The 19890-nt window shown below is 71.6% G+C and carries 20 protein-coding genes; 4 read left to right on the top strand and 16 right to left on the bottom strand.

The genetic code is table 11. From position 1 onward, the window contains the following. A complete protein-coding gene (purD, locus tag ACSQ11_RS07725; RefSeq protein ID WP_436004558.1) occupies window positions 1-1281 on the bottom strand; it encodes a phosphoribosylamine--glycine ligase in 1281 nt (426 codons plus the stop codon). A gap of 292 nt (window positions 1282-1573) precedes the next feature. Between purD and ACSQ11_RS07720 the strand changes: the two genes are divergently transcribed. Together ACSQ11_RS07720 and ACSQ11_RS07715 are read left to right on the top strand one after the other, a co-directional pair. Continuing rightward, window positions 1574-2563 carry a response regulator transcription factor gene (locus ACSQ11_RS07720; RefSeq protein WP_436004557.1) on the top strand — a complete coding sequence of 330 codons (990 nt, stop codon included), beginning with the start codon at window positions 1574-1576 and terminating at the stop codon, window positions 2561-2563. Between the two features lie 128 nt (window positions 2564-2691). Beyond that, window positions 2692-4905 (top strand): HelD family protein, encoded by a 2214-nt coding sequence (locus ACSQ11_RS07715; protein ID WP_436004556.1) that lies wholly within the window; start codon window positions 2692-2694, stop codon window positions 4903-4905. A gap of 188 nt (window positions 4906-5093) precedes the next feature. Here the strand turns inward: ACSQ11_RS07715 and ACSQ11_RS07710 are convergent, their stop codons facing one another. The 9 genes from ACSQ11_RS07710 to ACSQ11_RS07670 all read right to left on the bottom strand — a co-directional run bounded on the left by ACSQ11_RS07710 (window position 5094) and on the right by ACSQ11_RS07670 (window position 11760). Further along, on the bottom strand, window positions 5094-6395 hold the full coding sequence (locus ACSQ11_RS07710) for an adenylosuccinate synthase (protein WP_436004555.1): 1302 nt from the start codon (window positions 6393-6395) through the stop codon (window positions 5094-5096). Window positions 6396-6491: 96 nt separating this feature from the next. After that, on the bottom strand, window positions 6492-7298 hold the full coding sequence (locus ACSQ11_RS07705) for a hypothetical protein (protein ID WP_436004554.1): 807 nt from the start codon (window positions 7296-7298) through the stop codon (window positions 6492-6494). A 216-nt stretch (window positions 7299-7514) separates the two neighbouring features. Continuing rightward, window positions 7515-7919: a DUF3151 domain-containing protein gene (locus ACSQ11_RS07700; RefSeq protein ID WP_436004553.1), complete on the bottom strand. Its 405-nt coding sequence runs from the start codon at window positions 7917-7919 to the stop codon at window positions 7515-7517. Between the two features lie 7 nt (window positions 7920-7926). Continuing rightward, window positions 7927-8958, bottom strand: coding sequence for a class II fructose-bisphosphate aldolase (fbaA, locus tag ACSQ11_RS07695; RefSeq protein WP_436004552.1), 1032 nt, complete (start codon window positions 8956-8958; stop codon window positions 7927-7929). Between the two features lie 99 nt (window positions 8959-9057). Then, window positions 9058-10287 carry an RNA polymerase sigma factor gene (locus ACSQ11_RS07690; protein ID WP_436004551.1) on the bottom strand — a complete coding sequence of 410 codons (1230 nt, stop codon included), beginning with the start codon at window positions 10285-10287 and terminating at the stop codon, window positions 9058-9060. Further along, window positions 10284-10652 carry a YciI family protein gene (locus ACSQ11_RS07685; RefSeq protein ID WP_436004550.1) on the bottom strand — a complete coding sequence of 123 codons (369 nt, stop codon included), beginning with the start codon at window positions 10650-10652 and terminating at the stop codon, window positions 10284-10286. Before ACSQ11_RS07685 ends, ACSQ11_RS07690 begins: the two co-directional genes overlap by 4 nt. Beyond that, window positions 10649-11038, bottom strand: a complete 390-nt coding sequence (locus ACSQ11_RS07680) for a YciI family protein (protein WP_436004549.1) — start codon at window positions 11036-11038, stop codon at window positions 10649-10651. Before ACSQ11_RS07680 ends, ACSQ11_RS07685 begins: the two co-directional genes overlap by 4 nt. Continuing rightward, entirely contained in the window at window positions 11035-11397 is a 363-nt protein-coding gene (locus tag ACSQ11_RS07675) for a YciI family protein (protein ID WP_436004548.1), read from the bottom strand. The genes ACSQ11_RS07680 and ACSQ11_RS07675 overlap by 4 nt, the downstream gene beginning before the upstream one ends. Before the next feature lie 15 nt (window positions 11398-11412). Then, complete coding sequence (locus tag ACSQ11_RS07670) at window positions 11413-11760, bottom strand: YciI family protein (RefSeq protein WP_436004547.1); 348 nt, start codon at window positions 11758-11760, stop codon at window positions 11413-11415. A gap of 138 nt (window positions 11761-11898) precedes the next feature. Here ACSQ11_RS07670 and ACSQ11_RS07665 point away from each other — a divergent pair, with 138 nt between their 5' ends. Next, window positions 11899-13218, top strand: a complete 1320-nt coding sequence (locus tag ACSQ11_RS07665) for an acyltransferase family protein (protein ID WP_436004546.1) — start codon at window positions 11899-11901, stop codon at window positions 13216-13218. Here ACSQ11_RS07665 and ACSQ11_RS07660 read toward each other — a convergent pair. Both ACSQ11_RS07660 and ACSQ11_RS07655 read right to left on the bottom strand, forming a co-directional pair. Continuing rightward, entirely contained in the window at window positions 13169-15181 is a 2013-nt protein-coding gene (locus ACSQ11_RS07660) for a HelD family protein (RefSeq protein ID WP_436004545.1), read from the bottom strand. The genes ACSQ11_RS07665 and ACSQ11_RS07660 overlap by 50 nt on opposite strands. Window positions 15182-15234: 53 nt before the next feature. Then, window positions 15235-15897 carry a TrmH family RNA methyltransferase gene (locus tag ACSQ11_RS07655; protein ID WP_436004544.1) on the bottom strand — a complete coding sequence of 221 codons (663 nt, stop codon included), beginning with the start codon at window positions 15895-15897 and terminating at the stop codon, window positions 15235-15237. On the opposite strand from ACSQ11_RS07655, the gene ACSQ11_RS07650 reads away from it, so the two are divergent. After that, complete coding sequence (locus ACSQ11_RS07650) at window positions 15896-16384, top strand: DinB family protein (protein WP_436004543.1); 489 nt, start codon at window positions 15896-15898, stop codon at window positions 16382-16384. The two genes, ACSQ11_RS07655 and ACSQ11_RS07650, sit on opposite strands and share 2 nt — an antisense overlap. A 13-nt stretch (window positions 16385-16397) precedes the next feature. Here ACSQ11_RS07650 and ACSQ11_RS07645 read toward each other — a convergent pair whose 3' ends face one another. Genes ACSQ11_RS07645 through narH form a run of 4 tightly spaced genes read right to left on the bottom strand, consistent with a single transcriptional unit; the run spans window position 16398 to window position 19889 of the window. Beyond that, window positions 16398-16682, bottom strand: coding sequence for a DUF7218 family protein (locus ACSQ11_RS07645; RefSeq protein ID WP_436004542.1), 285 nt, complete (start codon window positions 16680-16682; stop codon window positions 16398-16400). Between the two features lie 38 nt (window positions 16683-16720). Continuing rightward, the gene (gene narI / locus ACSQ11_RS07640) at window positions 16721-17458 is read right to left on the bottom strand and encodes a respiratory nitrate reductase subunit gamma (RefSeq protein WP_436004541.1); all 738 of its coding nucleotides are present in this window, start codon (window positions 17456-17458) and stop codon (window positions 16721-16723) included. Continuing rightward, window positions 17455-18189, bottom strand: coding sequence for a nitrate reductase molybdenum cofactor assembly chaperone (narJ, locus tag ACSQ11_RS07635; protein ID WP_436006723.1), 735 nt, complete (start codon window positions 18187-18189; stop codon window positions 17455-17457). The genes narI and narJ overlap by 4 nt, the downstream gene beginning before the upstream one ends. Further along, complete coding sequence (gene narH / locus ACSQ11_RS07630) at window positions 18189-19889, bottom strand: nitrate reductase subunit beta (RefSeq protein WP_436004540.1); 1701 nt, start codon at window positions 19887-19889, stop codon at window positions 18189-18191. Before narH ends, narJ begins: the two co-directional genes overlap by 1 nt. Window position 19890 lies beyond the last annotated feature (1 nt).

Genomic DNA, 19890 nt, shown 5'->3' with positions numbered 1-19890 from the left:
TCAGCCGACGGTGATCTCGTCGCGTGAGGCCTTGAGGGCGATGTCGGTGCGGTGGTGCGACCCCTCGAGCCCGATGAGGTCCACCGCGGCGTAGACCCGCTCGCGCGCCTGCCCGAGGTCGCTCCCGGTCGCGACGACCGACAGGACCCGCCCGCCAGCCGAGACCAGGGTACCGCTCTCGTCGCGCGCCGTCCCGGCGTGGAGCACGTATGCCGTGGGCACGCCTTCGACGTCGCCCACACCGGTGATCGGGTCACCAGTGCGCGGTGTCCCCGGGTAGTTGTGCGACGCGACGACGACCGTGACGGCGTGGTCGTCGGACCAGCGCAGCGTGTCGTAGTCGTCGAGCCGCTGGGTCGCGGCCGCCTTGAGCAGCCCGCCGAGCGGTGTGAGCAGCCGGGCGAGGACGACCTGCGTCTCGGGGTCGCCGAAGCGCGCGTTGAACTCGATGACCCGGGGGCCGCGGCTCGTCATGGCGAGCCCGATGAAGAGGACGCCGACGAACGGCGCCCCGCGGCGGCGCATCTCGTCGACGGTGGGCTGGGCCACGCGCGCGACGAGCTCGTCGGTGAGGTTGTCGGGGGCCCAGGCGAGCGGGCTGTAGGCCCCCATGCCACCGGTGTTGGGGCCGGCGTCGTCGTCACCCACCCGCTTGAAGTCCTGGGCAGGCGTGAGCGGGACGACCGTGACGCCGTCGCTGAGCACGAAGAGCGACACCTCGGGGCCGTCGAGGAACTCCTCGACGACGACGCGTCCACCGTCCTTGGCGAGGCAGGCCCGGGCGTGGTCCAGCGCGGCCTCGCGGTCGTCGGTGACGACGACGCCCTTGCCCGCGGCCAGTCCGTCGTCCTTGATGACGAAGGGCGCGCCGAAGGCGTCGATGGACTCGGCTACCTCGTCGAGGGTCGTGCACAGGTGGGCGAGCCCGGTGGGCACCTCGGCCGACGACATGACCTCCTTGGCGAACGCCTTGCTGCCCTCGAGACGGGCGGCCTCCGCGGAGGGGCCGAACACGTCGAAGCCGTTGTCCCGCAGCACATCCGCGACACCGGCCACGAGCGGGGCCTCGGGCCCGATGACGACGAGGTCGACCTCGTGGCGCTGTGCGACATCGAGGACCGCGGCGGGGTCCGTGGCGTCGGCCAGCGGCTCGCACAGGGCGATCGTGTCGATGCCGGGGTTCCCGGGGGCGGCGACGACCGCATCGACGGCCTGGTCCGCCACGAGGCTGCGGACGATGGCGTGTTCGCGGGCACCTGAGCCGATGACGAGGACCTTCATGGGCGCCAAGCCTAGGGCGGAGGAGGGGCCGTACGAACGGCAGTCCAGCGGGACGGCATACGACGTCGTGCCCGGGACAAAGGTGTGGGCGCGACGCGCCCGGGGAGCAGGGGGGTACCCCCGGGTGCGCCGCGCCCGCTCACGCGGCACTCACGGTTGGGGGGAACCGGAGGCTCTGCGTGAACGTCGACGAGGTCGACGTGGACCACCATGACACGCGGTTCACCTTTCATTCAAACCAAACGGCGGCGGATTCCTGACAATGTCGTGATCCCGCCATAGTCTGGGCGCTGTGAGCGTGCCCGATGTCCGCCTCGCCATCGACGAGCTGACCACCCGCGTCTACCTGTTGCTGCTGCGCCAGCCCGCGCCCCGGCGCAGCGCCCTGCTGCGCGAGGGACTGACCGAGGACGAGGTCACCGCGGCCCTGGCCAACCTCGAGGCGCGCCACATGGTCAACGCCGCCCGGCGCGACGTCATCGAGGTCTTCCCGCCCGACACGACGCTGCCGGCCTGGGCCGCGGACCTCGAGCGCCAGGCACGCACGACCCGCTCGGCGGTCGAGGGGCTGACCCACATGTACAACGAGGCGCGGTCGGGGGTGGCCGCCGGACAGTCCAGCCGTGACGTCGCGATCCTCGACACGCTCGAGGAGGTCGAGACGGCGTTCTTCCGGGCCTCGCGCCGGGCCGAGAGCCGGGTCGTCAGGCTCGTCGCGCGCAGCGACCGGATGGACCAGGTGGTGATCCGGCACGCCGAGTCGATCATCGCCTCCCACAGCACCGTCACGAGCCCGGCGCTCGAGCGGCAGGTGGTGTTCGAGCAGTCGATCCTCGAGGTCGAGGGCGCCTTCAGCGCGCTCGAGACGATGCGCGCCGACGGCATCGACGTGAGGCTCACGCCGCATCTCGCGTTCTCGGTCCTCGCCGTCGACCGCAGCACCGCCGTGATCGACATCACCCACCTCGACACCGGTGGTGGCTCGCTCTACGTCCAGCAGCGCCAGCTCGCCGCAGCGCTCATGGACATGTGCCTGGGGCTCTTCGCCCTCGCCACGCCCCTGCCCCGCACCCCGCGTGGCAAGGCCCTCGTCCGGCTCACCGACCGGGACGGGCAGATCCTCGCCCTGCTCGCCGCCGGTGCCAGCGACCTCACCATGGCCCGCCAGCTCGGGATCTCGCAACGCACGGTCGAGCGACGGGTCCGCTCGATCATGACCGAGCTCGGCGCGACGACGCGGTTCCAGGCCGGGGCCATCGCCGGTCGGCGCGGCCTCATCTGAGTGCACTCCGAGCCGGCCCGACGCGATACGTCGACCGTGCGGTGGCGGGCCCGATCCCCGCGTAGACTCATCCCTTCCGTGCGCGCCGCGCACCACACCCACGTCGCTCTGCAGGGAGGGCTTCGACCGTGACGACCACGCGCCCCGGTGCCACTGACACCTCGGCGGACGTCGCCCGCGAGATCGCGTTCGAGCAGGCCCACGTCGACCGCGTCTACGCCGAGCTCGAGAAGGCCTCCGCGCGCGCCTCCGAGGTGGAGCAGGACGGCATCGCCCGAGGACGCTCGAGCCGCAGCGGCGAGGTCCGCGACGAGGAGCTCACCGGGCTGTTCGAGCGCGACGCCCTCGTCTACGCCGCCGCCAAGCGCCGCTCCGCAATCGAGAAGCAGTACGAGGGGCTCGTCTTCGGCCGCCTCGACCTCGGGTCGGTGGACACCCCGGCGTCCGAGCGCGACGTCCGGCACATCGGCCGGCTCGGCGTTCGTGACGACGACTACGAGCCGCTCGTCATCGACTGGCGCGCCCCGGCCGCCTCGGCGTTCTACCGCGCGACCCCCGTGGACCCCATGGGCGTGCTGCGCCGACGGGTGCTGCGCTGCAAGGGTGCCACCGTCGTCGGGGTCGAGGACGACCTCATGGTGCCCGAGGCGCCCGATGACATCGTCGTCGTGGGCGACGGCGCCCTCATCGCCGCGCTGACCCGCAGTCGTGGCCGCCAGATGCGCGACATCGTCGCCACCATCCAGCGCCACCAGGACGAGGCGATCCGGGCACCCTCACGCGGCGTCACCGAGATCACCGGCGGCCCCGGTACGGGCAAGACCGTCGTCGCCCTGCACCGCGCGGCCTACCTCCTCTACTCCGAGCGACGTCGCTTCGAGTCGGGCGGGATCCTCGTCGTCGGCCCCTCGGCCGCCTACACGGCATACATCGAGCGCGTCCTGCCCTCGCTCGGTGAGGACAGCGTCTCGCTGCGCGCCCTCGGCGACCTCGTCGACGGGGTGACGGCCACGCGGCTCGACCAGCCCGAGGTCGCTGCGGTCAAGGGCTCGCTGCGTATCCGCCGGGTGCTCTCGCGCGCCGCGTCGCGGCCGCCGGTGGGTGCGCCCTCGCAGCTGCGCGCGTTCGTCAACGGGCACGCCGTGCGGCTCGACGAGTCCGTCCTGCACCGCATCCGGCGCCAGATCCTGCGCTCGGGCCAGCACAACCTCGCGAGCAAGCACGCCCGCGAGGAGCTCGCCCAGGAGGCGTGGCGCTCGGTGCGTCAGGGCGACCGCGACGAGTTCTTCGACGCCTTCGACAGCTCGCGCGACGTCGACGAGTTCATGGACGCGTGGTGGCGCCAGCTCGACCCGCGCGAGGTGCTCCTCACGCTCGCCGACACCGACCACGCCTACCGCCTCGCCCGCGGCGTCCTCGACCAGGAGGAGGCTGCCGCCCTGGCCCAGTCGCTGCGCGAGGCGCTCGACCTCGGCACGTGGTCGGTCGCCGATGTCGCACTGATCGACGACCTGTCCTCCCGCCTCGGCCAGGTCCAGGTGCCCGAGACCGAGGAGCGCGGCTTCTACGAGATCGAGGAGTTCGACGACCTGTCGGCCTACGGCGTCCTCGACGTCCGCGCCGGTGTCGACCGCCGCGTCTCGCCGACGGCCAGCCAGAGCGTCGTCACGCCGACCGACGCCCGCGAACGCCTGATGCACGGGCGGATCGAGCGTGCGTCGGGTTCGGCCCACGTCCTCGTCGACGAGGCCCAGGACCTGTCACCGATGCAGTGGCGCACGCTGGCGCGTCGGGGCCGCAACGCGTCGTGGACCGTCGTCGGCGACGCCGCCCAGGCCTCGTGGGGCGACCTCGAGGAGTCGCGGACGGCCCGGCTCGAGGCCTACGGCTCGCACGAGGTGCGCGGCTTCCACATGGACACCAACTACCGCAACGCCCGCGAGATCTTCGACTACGCCCGGGACGTGATCCTCCCCCTCGTCCCTGACGCCGACATCCCGGCAGCGGTGCGCGAGACCGGGATCGACCCGGTCGACACGGTCGTGGAGCCGCCGCCCGTGGCCTCGGTCGAGTCCGCCATCGACGACCTGCTCGGCGAGGTCGAGGGCTCGATCGCGGTCATCACGCCGCTGCGGTGGGCCGACCGGCTCTCCCACCTCGAGGGCGCCGGTGACGGACGGGTGCAGGTCATCGACCCGTTGTCGACCAAGGGCCTCGAGTGGGACGCGACCGTCGTCGTCGACCCGGACGCGATCATCGAGGAGTCACCCGGTGGGGTGCGCGTGCTCTACGTCGTGCTCACCCGAGCCGCCCACCGCATGACGGTCCTCCGCCCGGGCTGAATCCCGGCCCGACTCCCACCCGCCTGACACCCACCCGACCCCAGCGTCCGCAAGGGTGGTCGGGAACCCGACCACATCCGCGGACGGAGGCGGACGGCATACGGCAACGTCCGCAACCCTGGTCGAGAACCCGACCAAGGTTGCGGACGCAACGGGTGCCGCGGGCGGCCACCCCGGCGTAGCGGCCGTCAGTCGAGGAGGGCGTGGCGCTCGATGATCTCGTGCCGGCCCGGGCCGACACCGATCGCCGAGACGCGGGCGCCGACGAGCTCCTCGACGCGCAGGACGTAGGCCTGGGCGTTGGCGGGCAGCTCCTCGAAGGTGCGGCAGCCGGAGATGTCCTCCCACCAGCCGGGGAGCTCCTCGTAGATCGGCGTCGCGTGGTGGAAGTCGCTCTGCCCCACCGGCATCTCGTCGTGGCGCACGCCGTCGACGTCGTACGCGACGCAGATCGGGACCTTGGGCAGTCCGGTGAGGACGTCGAGCTTGGTGATGACGAAGTCGGTGACGCCGTTGATCCGGGTGGCGTAGCGGCCGATGACGACGTCGAGCCAGCCGCAGCGGCGCGGGCGGCCGGTCGTCGTGCCGTACTCCGCGCCGGTCTTGCGCAGGAACTCGCCGTTGTCGTCGTCGAGCTCGGTCGGGAACGGGCCCTCGCCCACGCGGGTCGTGTAGGCCTTGAGGATCGCGATGACCCGCGAGACCCGGGTCGGCGGGATGCCCGAGCCGGTGCAGGCGCCACCGGCCGTCGCCGACGACGACGTCACGAACGGGTAGGTACCGTGGTCGACGTCGAGCAGCGTGGCCTGGCCGGCCTCGAGGAGGACGTTCTGGCCCTCGTTGAGCGCCTTCTCGAGCACGAGCGCGGTGTCGGCGACCATGGGGCGCAACCGGTCGGCATACGAGAGCAGCTCCTCGACGACACGGTCGGCCTCGGCGGCGCGGGTGTTGTAGATCTTGACGAGCACCTGGTTCTTGAGCGCGAGGGCCGCCTCGACCTTCTGGCGCAGGATGCCCTCGTCGAAGATGTCCTGGATGCGGATGCCGACGCGGTTCATCTTGTCGGCGTAGGTCGGGCCGATGCCGCGGCCGGTGGTGCCGATCTTGCGGGCACCGAGGAAGCGCTCGGTGACCTTGTCGAGGGTGCGGTTGTAGGGGGCGATGACGTGCGCATTGGCACTCACGAGCAGCTTGCTCGTGTCGACGCCGCGCGCGTTGAGCCCGTCGAGCTCCTCGAAGAGCACCTCGAGGTCGACGACGACGCCGTTGCCGATGATCGGCGTGACGCTGGGGGTGAGGATGCCGGAGGGGAGGAGGTGCAGGGCGTACTTCTCGCGCTGGCCGTCCTCGGTCTCGATGACGACCGTGTGGCCTGCGTTGTTGCCCCCGTTGAACTTGACGACGTAGTCGACGTCCTCGCCCATGAGGTCGGTGGCCTTGCCCTTGCCTTCGTCGCCCCACTGGGCTCCGACGAGCACGATTGCCGGCATGCGGTTGTCCTTCCCTGCGCGACCGGTGCCGCGCGTGCGTGACATGCGAGGAGCCCGGCGCGTGGCGTTCGCGACGGGCCCCTGTGAGATCCCAGACTATCGGGTATGCCGTCCGCCCACCGATGCCGTCGGGCGCGAGGCCGCGAGCGCGGCGCCGAGCTGGAAGCGGGTGTCGACGCCGTGGATGGACATGAGGCCCGCGATCCGGCGCCGCACGGTCCTCAGACCCACCCCGAGGAAGCGGGCGATGGCCTCGTCCTTGAGGCCCATGCCGAGCAGCTCCACGAGGCGCTCGTCGCCGGGCCCGCTCGCGGCGTAGGGCACGGCGTGCGAGTGCTCCCAGGCGAGGTCGAAGTAGGCGGAGAGGGTCGAGATGAGCAGCGGGTCGCGGATGAGGACGTAGCCGGACTCGACGTCGCCCCATCGCCGCAGGGCGACGGCGCCGACCTCGCCGAAGACGGCGTACTCGCTCGCGACCTCGGGCAGGAGCCGCTGCTCCTCCCCGACCGTCGACCACGAGCGGAGCCACTGAAGCCCCTGCGGGGTGTCGAGCGCCTGCGCCGGGTAGAGCGTGCGCTGCACGTTGCCGGCGGCGATCCACTGCTGGTTGTCGCGCATCGTCGCGTCGTCGAGGGCGGGTCCGGCGTCGACGACCATGACGAGGTTGCGCAGGACGCCGCTGGACTCGTGGATGAGGCGCTGGACGACGGTGGGGGCGAGCTCGTCGCTGATCGGCTCGACACCGGGTGTCTGGCGCTCCGACGCAGGGCTGGTGAGGCGTCCGAGAAGGTCGCGGACCTGCCTCAGGTCTCGCAGCCGTTCGTCGATGCGGGCGTCCTCGCGGTCGAAGTACTCCTCGAGCAGCCGACCGGGCGAGGTGACGTTCCCTGAGGTCAGGGGCATGTCACAACCTTTCGTGCGATGTCGCTGGCAGGATGCTGCCAATGGCACTTTAGTGTCGCAGAAACCTGCGAACCCGTTGCATGATGGGCGCGACACCCGACGTGGCAGGGGACACGCGGACGTCGACGCGCTCAGGCGCGGTGCTCCCTGGCAGGGGCTGGAGAAGGGCTCGGACCTGGTGGTCCGAGCCCTTCTCTCATCGATGCGGTGGCTGTGTCAGAGGCCGAGCTCGCGCGCCCCCGTCGTCGACGAGTCGCGCAGGAAGTCGGCGCAGCGCCGCTCCTCGTCGCTCTCACCGATGAGGCCAGCCGCCCGCGAGAGGACGGCGAGCGAGCGGAGGAAGCCGCGGTTGGGCTCGTGCTCCCACGGGACGGGCCCCTGGCCGCGCCAGCCGTTCTTGCGCAGCGAGTCGAGCGCCCGGTGGTAGCCGGTGCGCGCGTAGGCGTAGCCCTCGACGGTGCGACCGTCGGCGAGGGCGTCCTCGGCGAGCGTGGCCCACGCGAGCGACGACGTCGGGTTCGACGCCGCGACCTGGTCGGCGGCGACGCCCTCGTCGAGGAGCCGGGCGGCCGGGTCGACGGGCAGGCGGGTCTCGGGGATGCCGAGGAGGTTGTCGGTCATCGCGTCCTCAGGCCTGGTGGGTGCCGGCGGAGCGGAGGTTCTCGCAGGCCTCGATGACGCGACGGGCCATCGCCGCCTCGGCCTCCTTGCCCCACGCGCGAGGGTCGTACTGCTTCTTGTTGCCGACCTCGCCGTCGATCTTGAGGACGCCGTCGAAGTTGCGGAGCATCCACTCGGCGACGGGGCGGGTGAAGGCGTACTGGGTGTCGGTGTCGACGTTCATCTTGACGACGCCGTAGTCGACGGCCGCGGCGATCTCCTCGGCGGTCGAGCCCGAGCCGCCGTGGAAGACGAGGTCGAACGGGCGGCCGTCGGCGCCGAGCCCGAGCTCACCGGCGGCGGCCTCCTGCGCGGACTTGAGGATCTCGGGGCGCAGCTTGACGTTGCCCGGCTTGTAGACGCCGTGGACGTTGCCGAAGGTCAGCGCCGTGAGGTATCGACCCTTCTCACCGGCTCCGAGCGCCTTGACGGTGGCGATGGCGTCCTCGGGGGTGGTGTAGAGCTGCTCGTTGATCTCGTTGGCGACACCGTCCTCCTCGCCACCGACGACGCCGACCTCGATCTCGAGGATGACGTTGGCCGCCTTGCACGCCGCGAGGAGCTCCTCGGCGATCTGGAGGTTCTCCTCGAGCGGCACGGCCGAGCCGTCCCACATGTGGCTCTGGAAGATCGGGAGCCCACCGGCCTTGACCCGCTCGGCGCTCGCCGCGAGGAGCGGACGGACGAACCCGTCGAGCTTGTCCTTGGGGCAGTGGTCGGTGTGGAGCGCGATGTTGACGGGGTAGTTCTTCGCGACCTCCTCGGCGTAGGCCGCGAGCGCCTTGGCGCCGGTGACCATGTCCTTGATCGTCGATCCGGACGCGTACTCGCCGCCACCGGTCGAGACCTGGATGATGCCGTCACTGCCCGCCTCGGCGAAGCCGCGGATGGCCGCGGTCACCGTCTGGCTCGACGTGATGTTGATGGCCGGGTAGGCGAACGAGCCACTCTTGGCCCGGTCGAGCATGTCGGCGTAGATCTCGGGGGTTGCGATGGGCATGGAGTCTCCTTGTGCGGGGCGAGGCCGGATCACTCCCGATCCTTCCACGCACGCACCCCGTGGCAACAGGTGCCCGAGGACCGGTCGCGAACTCACCGGTCAGGCGCCGAGCTCCTCGAGGCGACCCTCGAGGTGGCGGCGCTCGATCGCGTTGTCGCACAGCGCGACCGACTCCTCCAGCGCTGCACGGGCCCGCGCGATGTCGCCGGCGCGGGCCAGGAGCTCGCCACGAACCGCCGGCAGCCGGTGACCGGACATCTCGACCCCATCGAGCAGCCCCAGCCCCGCGCGCGGCCCTTCCGCCTCCGCGACCGCCACGGCCCTCGCGACCCTCACGGCGGGCGACGGGACGAGCTCCTCGAGCACGGCATACAGGCCGGCGATCCGGTCCCACCGCGTGTCGGCGGGCGACGGGGCGCTCGCGTGCTCGGCCGCGACGAGGGCCTGGAGGCGATAGCTCCTTGCGAGCGTGGACGAGGGCTCGGGCCGGCTGGACGCCACCTCGAGGACGGCGAGCGACTCCGCGATCTCGTCGTGGTGCCACAGCCCGCGGTCCTGGTCGGCGAGCAGCACGAGCGAGCCGTCCGGACCCACGCGAGCGTCGCGGCGCGAGTGCTGGAGCGTCATGAGGACGAGGAGGTGGGCGAGCGTGTCGCTCGGGCGGAGCTCGTGCGCGACCCGGGCCAGCCGGATCGCCTCACCGGCGAGCTCGGCGCGCAGCAGGTCGGGTCCGCTCCCGGGCGCGTAGCCGGCCGTGAACGCGAGGTATGCCGTGTGCGCCACGACGTCGAGCCGCTCACCGATCGCGTCCGTTCCGGGGATCGCGAACGGGATGCCGGCGGTGACGATCTTCTTCTTGGCCCGGGTGATGCGGGCGGCCATCGTCGGCTCGGGGACGAGGAACAGCCGGGCGATGTCGGACGTCGAGAGACCCATGACGAGGCGGAGCGAGAGGGCGCTCGCCCCCTCGGGCGGGAGTGCCGGGTGGGCGCACATGAGGACGAGGCGCAGCAGGTCGTCGTCCACGACCGAGCCGTCATCGACCATGACACCCTCCTGGGGCCGGCGTTCGGCCTCGACGGTGAGCAGGGGCTCCTTGCGCGCGGCCATCGCCTCGGCCCGCAGCCGGTCGAGGATGCGGCGGCGCGCGGCGGTCATGAGCCAGCCCGCGGGGTTGTCGGGCGCCGACTCCGCGGTCCACCGCTCCTGCGCCGTCGCGACGGCCTCGGCGAGGGCGTCCTCGACGAGGTCGAGACGGCGGAACTGCGCGAGGAGCAGGGCGACGAGACGTCCCCACTCCTCGCGCACGACGCGCTCGAGAGGCGTCATTCGACCTGCTGACCCGCGTCGTCGAGCTCGACCACGGAACGGATCTCGACGGCATACGCCGGCGGGAGGAGGGACGCGGCCGCGATGGCGACGTCGAGGTCGGGCAGCTCCACGTCGTAGTAGCCGCCCACCATCTCGACCGACTCGGTGAACGGACCGTCGGTGAGGACGCGTCGACCGTCGCGGTGGCGGACCGTGGTCGCCGTGTCGGAGCCGGCGAGCGGGGCGCCGGAGATGCGCCGCCCACGCTCGTCCACGAAGCGGTGGAAGGCCTCGTGCCCGTCGACGTAGACCTGCCGCTCCTCGGCGCTCGCGGCCTCCCAGCCTCCGGGCTCGTGGGCGAGGAGCATGAGGTAGCGCCTCATGTCTCGCGGTCCTCCGCGGTGGCGACGCGACGAACCTCGACGCCGCCCATCCCGGCCCGGTCGTGGTCGGGTCCGGCGACGAGCCCGACGAGCTGCAGCAGGTCGTCGACGTCGTCGGTCTCGACCTCGTAGTAGCCGGTGAGCTGCTCGGTCGTCTCGGCGAACGGGCCGTCGCTGACCATGACCCGGCCGTCGGCATCGGCGCGCACGAGCTTGGTCTCGCGCGAGTGGGTCAGCTCGGCGCCGCCGACGACGGTGTGGCCGTTCTCGCGCAGGCGGCGGCCGAACTCGTCGTGTCGCGCGTAGACGGCGTCGCGGTGCTCCTGCGTCGCCTCCTCCCACGCCGACTCGTTGCCGGGCAGGAGGACGACGTAGCGCGCGGTCATGACGCCCGCTCCTCGTCGGTGACGACCGGCCGGACCTCGATGGCGTCGCCGAGCTCGGCGAGCATGCGACAGCACTCCATGAGGTCGTCGAGGTCGGCGGTACGCACCTGGTAGAACCCGCCGACGCTCTCGGCCGACTCGGCGAACGGGCCGTCGGTCACCGGTCCCCCGCCGGCCCGGATCGTTTCCGCGGTGCTCGTGCGGTGCAGCTCCGCGCCGCCGGTGACGGTGTGACCACGCTTCTCGAGCTCCTCCCCGAAGCGGCCGTAGACGGCATACCCGGCGGCTCGTTCCTCGTCGGACATGGACGTCCACCAGCGGTCGGCGTCCCCGACGATGAGCACGACGTACTCCTTCATGGCGAATCCCTTCTCTCAGACCAGGTCGCGGAACTCGATGAGCTCGCCGCGGGCGGCGAACTCGGTGCAGATGCGTCGGAGGTCGGCCACGTCGTCGGTCTCGACGAGGTAGAAGCCGACGACCTGCTCGGCGGACTCGGTGAACGGGCCCTCGGTGACGAGCGCCCCTCCCGAGTCGTCGGGACGCATCGAGGTCGCCTCGGCCGAGGGAGTGAGCGGGCTCGTCACGAGCAGGGTGTGCCCGCCCGCCTCGAGGTCGGCGTGGAACTGCTCGTGCGACCTCATGCCCTTCTCGTGCTCCTCGGGTGGCAGCTGGGCCCACTCCGCCTCGGGTGCGGGCAGCAGCAACAGGTGGCGACTCATCGGTGAGCTCCTCGTGGTCGTGGTGGTGAGGTGCGAGCGCGACCTCACCCCCGTGACGAGCGAACCACAAAGGAATCGACATCGGGCTGGGTCGACATACTCACGCGCGCCACGGGGCCGGCACGCCACGCTGTGCGCATGGACCTCTCCACCGTCCGCGACCTCGCGGCGACCACGCCCGTCGAGCGCAACCGCGTCGTCGACCTGCTGCGCGGCTGCGCCATCCTCGTCGTCATCCTCGGCCACTGGCTCATGGCCGCCGTGCAGGTGCGCGACGGCGGACTCGTCATGGGGCACCTGCTCGCGCTCGCGCCGTGGACGCACCCGCTCACCTGGGTCTTCCAGGTCATGCCGGTCTTCTTCGTCGTGGGTGGCTACGCCAACGGGCTCTCCTGGCGCTCGGCGCGACGGCGCCACCTCCCGTATGCCGCGTGGCTGCGCGCCCGGCTGCGTCGCCTCCTCGTCCCGGTCGTCCCCCTGCTGCTGCTCTGGCTCGTCGCGACCGGGGTGGCGTGGGAGGCCGGCGTGCCCGCGGCCACGTTGCGCACGGCCTCGCAGGTGGCGCTGGTGCCGACGTGGTTCCTCGCGGCCTACGTCGTGGTGTGCGCCGTCGCCCCCGCGACCCTCTGGCTGTGGGAGCGCACCGGGTGGGCGTCGATCGCGGGTGGTCTCGTCGTCGCCGGGCTCGTCGACCTGGTCTCGATCCGGGCCGACCTCCTGCTCGTCGGGTTCGTCAACTACCTCGTCGTGTGGGCCACGGTGTCGCAGCTGGGCTACGCGTGGCTCGACGGCCGGCTCGCGGGGACGGGGCGTCGGCTGCTCCTGGCGGCGGCCGGCGCGGTCGGGACGGTGGCGCTCGTGCGGTTCGGCCCCTACCCGGTGTCGATGATCGGTCTCGACGGCGCGGTGGTGAACAACTCGTACCCGACACGGGTCACGATGCTCACCCTCGGCCTGCTGCAGTGCGGACTCGTGCTCGCCGTCGAGCCGCTCCTGTCCCGGTGGATGCAGCACCCGCGCGCGTGGACCGCGACGGTGCTCGTCAACACCCGCATCATGACGCTCTACCTGTGGCACCTCACGGCGATGGTGCTCACCATCGGGGCGCTGCTGCTGCTCGGTGGCCCCGGTCTGGGGCTCGACCCGCTCAGCGCCGGCTGGTGGGCGTCCCGGCCCCTGTGGTGGGCCGCGCTCGCTCTCGTGACCGTCGGCGCGGTCGCCGCGCTGGGGCGCTTCGAGACCCCGCGACCGGACGAGTCGGCACCCCCACCGGTGTGGCTGCCCGTCGCCGTGACGGTCGTGGCATGCGCGGGCCTCGGCCTCATGGCCGCGAAGGGCATCGTCGGCGCCGACGGCGTGCACTGGTGGTGGCCGGTGCTCACCGTCGCGGCGGTCGGGCTCCTGCTGCTCAGCCAGCGGCGAGGAGCTCCGGCAGCGGCGCCGAGTGGACCACGGTGAGGTCGGAGACGGCGCGGGTCAGGACGACGTAGAGGCGGCGCAGACCCGTCCGCTCGTCGGGCTCGGCGGCGGCGATCTCGGTGGGCTCGAGGACGAGGACGTGGTCGAACTCGAGACCCTTGGCGACGGTGGCCGGGACGAGGTCGACCTGGTGGTCGACGTCCCCGTGGGTCGCACCGAGGGTGCCGTGCTCGATGTCCGCTGCGGTGAGCGCCGCCGAGACCTCGGCGACCCTGGCGTCGTGGACGATGACGCCGACGCTCCCCTCGAGCCCGCGGAGTCGGTCGACCTGTGCCGCAACGGCGCCCACCAGGTCGGCCTCGGCCACGCCGACGAGGTCGAGCCGTCCGGGGTTGTCTCGCACCGACTGCGGCGCGGCCAGCCCGGGGGCGGCCTGCGGCAGCAGCCGGGCGGCGAACTCGATCACGCTCGCGGGGACGCGGAACCCGCGTCGCAGCTCGGAGACGACACCCTCCGGCTTGCCGAGGTGGGCCAGGCTCTCCTCCCACGACGCGGTCGACCACGGGGTCGTGCCCTGGGCGATGTCGCCGAGGACGGTCGCGGAGCCGGTCGAGCACCGGCGGCCGACGGCCCGCAGCTGCATCGGCGAGAGGTCCTGCGCCTCGTCGAGGACGACGTGCCCCAGGCTCGGGGTGCGGTTGAGCAGGTCGGTGAGCTCGTCGAGCAGCCACGTGTCGGCCAGTGACCACTTGGCCGATCCCGCTGTGCGAGAGGGCTTCTCCCAGAGGAGCAGCTGCTGCTCGTCCTCGGTGAGGATGTCCTCGGCGGCCGCGGCGAGCGCCCCGGCATCGGACAGCAGCCGGTGCAGGAGCTGACGGGCGTCGACCTTGGGCCAGATCGACGCGGCATACGCCTTGACGGGCGCACTGCGCGCGACCGCGTCCTGAACCCTGTCGTCGGGGTACTCCCCCAGCGCCTCCATCCGCACGAGGACGGCGTGGGCGAGCCGCTGCGGGAGCAGCTGCCTGGCCGCGTCGTAGCGGATCTCGCGTCCCGCGAGCCCGTCGACGAGAGGAGCGATGTCGTATGCCGGCACGCGCCACCTGCGCGACCCGCGCGGCACGACCATCGCCTCATTCGGCGGCACGAGGTGCGACCACACGGCCCGGTGGAGCACCTGCGCCATGCGGGCGTCGCCCTTGAGCCGGGACACCTCGGTGGGCTCGGTGGCGCGGACCGGGACCGAGGCGGTGAGCGCCTCGATGCTCGTGTGCCTGACCTCGACCTCGCCGAGGGTGGGGAGGACGGCGCCGATGTGCTCGAGGAACGCCTCGTTGGGCCCGACGACGAGGACGCCGCTGCGGCTCAGCCGCTCGCGGAAGGCATAGAGCAGCCAGGCCGCGCGGTGGAGCCCGACGGCGGTCTTGCCGGTGCCGGGCGCTCCCTGGATGCAGACCGTCGTCGTCGCGTCGACGCGGACGAGGGCGTCCTGCTCGGGCTGGATCGTCGCGACGATGTCGCGCATGGGGCCCACGCGCGGTCGCTCGATCTCGGTCGCGAGGATCTGGGACCTGGCGTCGGGCTCGCTCGCGTCGAGGAGGTGCTCGTCCTCCATCGCGGTGATCCGGCCGTGGTCGTAGCCGAACCGCCGACGCAGGCGCACCCCCAGCGGGTCGCTGTGCGACGCGCGGTAGAACGTCGTCGAGACCGGCGCGCGCCAGTCGATGACGAGGGGGTCGCCCATGTCGTCGGTGACGTGGCGGCGCCCGATGTACCAGCGCTCGTCGGTGTCGAGGTCGACCCGGCCGAAGAACAGCGCGGTCGTGGGGTCGTCCTCGAGCGAGCGGGCTCGCCGCCAGAGGGTCTCGGCGAGCCGCTCCGACGAGACGGCGTCGCCGCCCTGCACGTCGAGGGCGAGGGTCCGCTCGCGCATCCGGGCCAGCTCGGCGCGCGCGTTCGCGAGGTGGGCGCGCTCCTGCGTGAGCTCCTCATGAGTGGGCATGACGACGTCGCCTCTCCTGAGCTCAGGTGTTGTGGGGGGAGGGACAGCCTAGGTCAGGTCGGCGTCTGGCCAAAGGCGTGACGACGGACCCACGCGTGCATGGCGATGGCCGCGGCCGCCCCCGCGTTGATCGACCGGGTCGAGCCGAACTGCTCGATGTGCAGCGTCGCCTCACACTCGGCCCGCATCGCCTCGGACAGCCCCGGGCCCTCCTGGCCGAAGACGAGCATCGCGCTGCGCGGCAGGTCGTAGGTCTCGAGCGCGCGGCTGCCGGGCAGGTTGTCGATCCCGATGAGGTGTATGCCGCGTGCTCCGGCCCACGTCGCGAGGTCGCCGGGGGTCGGGTGGTGGTGCTCGTGCTGGTAGCGGTCGGTGACCATGGCGCCGCGCCTGTTCCACCGCCGGCGGCCGACGATGTGGAAGGCGGCGGCACCCATCGCGTTGGCAGTGCGGACGACCGAGCCGATGTTGAAGTCGTGCTCCCAGTTCTCGATCGCGACGTGGAAGTCGTGCCGCCGGGTGTCGAGGTCGGCCACGATCGCGTCGTGCCGCCAGTAGCGGTAGGCGTCGACGACGTTGCGGCGGTCGCCGTCACGCAGCAGCTCGGGGTCGAGCCGGTCGTCGTCGGGCCACGGGCCCTCCCACGGTCCGACGCCGACGGTCGGGTCGGGAATGCGGTCGCGCTCGTCGGTCACGGGCCCAACAATGTCAGCCATGGGAGAGCTGCAGGACGAGAGGGACACCTACGCCGAATACCTGCGCAGCCGACGGGAGCTCGTCGTTTTCAAGTGCGACGGGCTCACCCCGGAGCAGATGGCCCTCCGGTCGGTGCCGCCGTCGTCGATGTCGCTGCTCGGGCTGGTGCGCCACCTCGCCGAGGTCGAGCGCGGGTGGTGGCGCCGGACGCTCGCCGGGGGCACGCCCGAGCGGCTCTGGGGACCGCCGCGCAGCGACTCCGACTGGAACGGCGCCGTCGGGACCCAGGAGGCGGTCGACGAGGCGTGGGCCGCCTGGCGCGAGGAGGTGGCGTTCGCCGAGCAGTGGCTCGCGGACCACGACGACATGGGCCTCGTCGTCGAGGCCGGCCACCACGGTCGGGTCAACGTGCGCGACGTCGTCGTCCACCTCATCGAGGAGTACGCCCAGCACCTCGGCCACGCAGACCTGCTCCGCGAGTGCATCGACGGCCGCACGGGTCAGTGACCCGGCCGCGGTGTCAGTGGTTGCGGAGCGCGTCGATGAGCTCGTCCTTGCTCATCGACGACCGCCCCTCGATGTCGAGCTCCTTGGCCCGCTCGCGCAGCTCCTCGACCGTGCGGTCCTCGTAGTCCTCGGCGGACCCGCCGCGCTCCCCCATCTCCGAACGTGACGTGGCCGCGGCGGCGTTCGAGATCCGCGCGGCCTTCTCCTTGCTCGCGCCGTCGTCGCGCAGCTTCTCGTAGAGCTCCGGGTCCTTGATGCTCGGTCCCGGGTCCGTCGAACCGCTCTTTCCGGTGGGCATGGCTCCTCCTCGAGGTCGGTGGCGTTCGGCTTCCTCGACTATTGCACCTTCTCCCAGCCGCGCTTCTGTGCGCGCGTACCCGTTCCGCGTCCTGGCCGCTCGTCGCGGCTGCGGTAGACGATCCAGGGCCGGGTGACGTAGCCCAGCGGCGCCGAGAAGACGTGGACGAGACGCGTGAACGGCCACATCGCGATGAGGAGGAACGCGAGGAACGCGTGCAGCTTGAAGCCGACCGGCGCCGACTCCATGAGGCTCGCGTCGGGCTGGAACCAGAAGATCTGGCGGAACCACGGCGAGACGCCGTCGCGGTAGTTGTACTCCCCGCCGATGGTGAACAGACTCCCGGCGACGGTGTTCCACATGCCGAGGATGATGACGGTGCCGAGGACGGCATACATGACCTTGTCGTTGACCGTCGTCGCGGAGAAGACCGGGCCGACCGTCCGGCGGCGGTAGACGAGGATCGCGAGCCCGACGACCGCCGCGATGCCCGCAGGGATGCCGCCGGCCAGCGCGATGACGTGGTACGCCTCGTGGCTCAGCCCGACCGCGTCGGTCCAGTCCTGAGGGAGGAGCAGGCCCATGACGTGTCCCAGGACGACGCCGAGCATGCCGAAGTGGAAGAGCGGGCTGCCGATCCGCAGGAGCCGGTTCTCGTAGAGCTGCGAGCTGCGGGTGGTCCACCCGAACTTGTCGTAGCGGTAGCGCCAGACGTGCCCGACGACGAAGACCGCGAGGCAGATGTAGGGGAAGATCACCCACAGGAACGTGCTCACCGGGGGCCTCCGATCGTCACGGGCGTGGGTCCGGAGTGTGCGGGCCCGGAGGGGTGCTGCTCGTCGAGGCTCGACGGCGTGGCGTAGGGCGCGTCGAGCTCGGTGCTCAGCCCGACGAGCTCAGTGGGCGGGCCTTGGGCGATGAGCCGCTCGAGCGCCTCGTCGTCGTCCCCCTCGAGCGCCGGGAGGGTTGCCCTGAGGGCGTCGACGACGTCGAGCCAGGGGGAGCCGCGGTCGGCGAGCGCGACCCGGAGCAGCTCGATGCCGACCCGGTGGTCGTTGAGGATGCGCCACGCGACGTCGGCGTCGACTCCCGCGCCGAACTCGAGGACGACGCACAGGTGGTCGGGCAGCTCGGCGTCCTCGTCGACGAGCACCCCGCCCATCCGGCGGTAGTCCTGCTTGATCCGGACGAGCGCGGCGCCGCGATTGCGGGTGTCGCCGTGCAGGTAGTAGGTGAGGTGCAGGCAGCACCGGCGGGTGACGTCGAACGTGTCGACGTAGTCGCGCTGGAGCTCCCCGAGGTCCGCGGTCGAGAGTCGAGCGAGGAAGCGGGACAACGGCATACGGACGTCGTCGGGAAGTCCGGCAACCGCGTCGGTGAGCATGGGCACCCGCTGGAGGAGCGTCTCGTCGGGATGGTCGAGCAGGAGCGAGACGACCTGCCACGCCGTCGCCTGGTCGGCCGCCGAGAGCCGTGAGGAGGACCGGCGGTGCCGGCGCCACGGCATCACGACCGCACCTCCTCGTCGGGGGCGTCATCCTCGGTCCGATCGGCCCGGCCCTGCGGGAACAGACCATCCGGCGCGCCCTTGCCGTCCCAGTTGAGGAGGTTGACCCGGCCGGTCGAGCTGCCGCCTCCGACAAGGGTTTCGGACGTCTGGCGCTGCTGGAGCATGTGGAAGTTCTCGACCGCGACCGGGGTGGCGTTGCCGCGCCCGGAGCCCTCGCCGAACGGCCCCGAGATGTCGAGCAGCTCGTCGTCGTAGGACGTCACCGGGCAGTCGGTGGCGAGCTCCTCGAGCCCGTGCGCCTCCTCGGCGTGCGCGGTCGGGATGACGTAGCGCTCGTCGTACTTCGCGATGGCGAGCAGCCGGAACATGTCGTACATCTGCTCCTCGCTCATGCCGACCGCCTCGGGGATGTGCGCCTGCGGGTCCCGGCCGAGGTTGATGTCGCGCATGTAGGAGCGCATCGCCGCGAGCTTGCGGAGCACCGCGTCGACCGGCTTGGTGTCACCGGCGGTGAAGAGGTTGGCGAGGTACTCGACGGGGATGCGCAGGGTGTCGATGGCCGCGAAGAGGTTGTCCTCGTCCTCGGCGTCGTGGCCGGTGTCCTTGAGGGCGTCGACGACCGGCGACAGCGGCGGGATGTACCAGACCATCGGCATCGTGCGGTACTCCGGATGCAGCGGCAGCGCCACCTTGTAGGTGTTGATGAGCGCATTGACCGGCGATCGCTGCGCTGCCGCGATCCAGTCACCCGGTATGCCGGCCCGCTCCGCCTCGCGCTGCACCTCCGGGTCGAAGGGGTCGAGGAAGACCGAGCGCTGCGCCTCGTAGAGGTCATGGTCGTCCTCGACGGAGGCGGCCTCGAGGACGCGGTCGGCGTCGTAGAGCATGAGCCCGATGTAGCGCAGTCGCCCGACGCAGGTCTCGGCGCACACGGTCGGGATGCCGACCTCGACGCGCGGGTAGCAGAAGGTGCACTTCTCGGCCTTGCCGGTCTTGTGGTTGAAGTAGACCTTCTTGTAGGGACAGCCCGTCACGCACATGCGCCAGCCGCGGCACTTGTCCTGGTCGACGAGGACGATGCCATCCTCCTCGCGCTTGTAGATCGCGCCGCTCGGACACGACGCCGCGCACGACGGGTTGAGGCAGTGCTCGCAGATGCGGGGCAGGTAGAACATGAAGGTGTCGTCGAAGGCGAGCTTCACCTTGTCCTCGATGCCCTTGATCATCGGGTCCTTGGCGGCGTGCTTGCCGCTGCCGCCGAGGTCGTCGTCCCAGTTCGCCGACCACTCGATGTTGACCGGCTTGCCGGAGATGAGCGAGTGCGGGCGGGCGACGGGGAACGTCTGGCCCGCCGGGGCGGTGAGCAGCGTCTCGTAGTCGTAGGTCCACGGCTCGTAGTAGTCGCTCAGCGCCGGCATCTTCGGGTTGCTGAAGATGTTGAGCAGCTTGGAGAGTCGGCCACCGGCGCGCAGGGTGAGGCGGCCACCCTTGGTCAGCGTCCAGCCGCCCTTCCACTTGTCCTGGTCCTGGTAGCCGCGCGGGTAGCCGAGGCCGGGCCGCGTCTCGACGTTGTTGAACCAGACGTACTCCATGCCCGAGCGGTTGGTCCACGCCTGCTTGCACGTCACCGAGCAGGTGTGGCACCCGATGCACTTGTCGAGGTTCATGACCATCGCCATCTGCGCCATGACCTTCATG

The organism is Knoellia sp. LjRoot47 (assembly GCF_964253435.1).
Taxonomy (GTDB): domain Bacteria; phylum Actinomycetota; class Actinomycetes; order Actinomycetales; family Dermatophilaceae; genus Knoellia.
The sequence above is the reverse complement of the archived record's forward strand: the minus strand, read 5'-3'. Positions and strand labels throughout refer to the sequence as shown.

Bases quoted from the DNA above. Each gene is read 5' to 3' on its own strand.
- purD (WP_436004558.1), bottom strand. From the start codon at position 1,281: ATGAAGGTCCTCGTCATCGGCTCAGGTGCCCGCGAACACGCCATCGTC.
- ACSQ11_RS07710 (WP_436004555.1), bottom strand. From the start codon at position 6,395: ATGCCGGCAATCGTGCTCGTCGGAGCCCAGTGGGGCGACGAAGGCAAG.
- ACSQ11_RS07705 (WP_436004554.1), bottom strand. From the start codon at position 7,298: ATGCCCCTGACCTCAGGGAACGTCACCTCGCCCGGTCGGCTGCTCGAG.
- ACSQ11_RS07700 (WP_436004553.1), bottom strand. From the start codon at position 7,919: ATGACCGACAACCTCCTCGGCATCCCCGAGACCCGCCTGCCCGTCGAC.
- fbaA (WP_436004552.1), bottom strand. From the start codon at position 8,958: ATGCCCATCGCAACCCCCGAGATCTACGCCGACATGCTCGACCGGGCC.
- ACSQ11_RS07690 (WP_436004551.1), bottom strand. From the start codon at position 10,287: ATGACGCCTCTCGAGCGCGTCGTGCGCGAGGAGTGGGGACGTCTCGTC.
- ACSQ11_RS07685 (WP_436004550.1), bottom strand. From the start codon at position 10,652: ATGAGGCGCTACCTCATGCTCCTCGCCCACGAGCCCGGAGGCTGGGAG.
- ACSQ11_RS07680 (WP_436004549.1), bottom strand. From the start codon at position 11,038: ATGACCGCGCGCTACGTCGTCCTCCTGCCCGGCAACGAGTCGGCGTGG.
- ACSQ11_RS07675 (WP_436004548.1), bottom strand. From the start codon at position 11,397: ATGAAGGAGTACGTCGTGCTCATCGTCGGGGACGCCGACCGCTGGTGG.
- ACSQ11_RS07670 (WP_436004547.1), bottom strand. From the start codon at position 11,760: ATGAGTCGCCACCTGTTGCTGCTGCCCGCACCCGAGGCGGAGTGGGCC.
- ACSQ11_RS07665 (WP_436004546.1), top strand. From the start codon at position 11,899: ATGGACCTCTCCACCGTCCGCGACCTCGCGGCGACCACGCCCGTCGAG.
- ACSQ11_RS07660 (WP_436004545.1), bottom strand. From the start codon at position 15,181: ATGCCCACTCATGAGGAGCTCACGCAGGAGCGCGCCCACCTCGCGAAC.
- ACSQ11_RS07650 (WP_436004543.1), top strand. From the start codon at position 15,896: ATGGGAGAGCTGCAGGACGAGAGGGACACCTACGCCGAATACCTGCGC.
- ACSQ11_RS07655 (WP_436004544.1), bottom strand. From the start codon at position 15,897: ATGGCTGACATTGTTGGGCCCGTGACCGACGAGCGCGACCGCATTCCC.
- ACSQ11_RS07645 (WP_436004542.1), bottom strand. From the start codon at position 16,682: ATGCCCACCGGAAAGAGCGGTTCGACGGACCCGGGACCGAGCATCAAG.
- narJ (WP_436006723.1), bottom strand. From the start codon at position 18,189: ATGCCGTGGCGCCGGCACCGCCGGTCCTCCTCACGGCTCTCGGCGGCC.
- narH (WP_436004540.1), bottom strand. From the start codon at position 19,889: ATGAAGGTCATGGCGCAGATGGCGATGGTCATGAACCTCGACAAGTGC.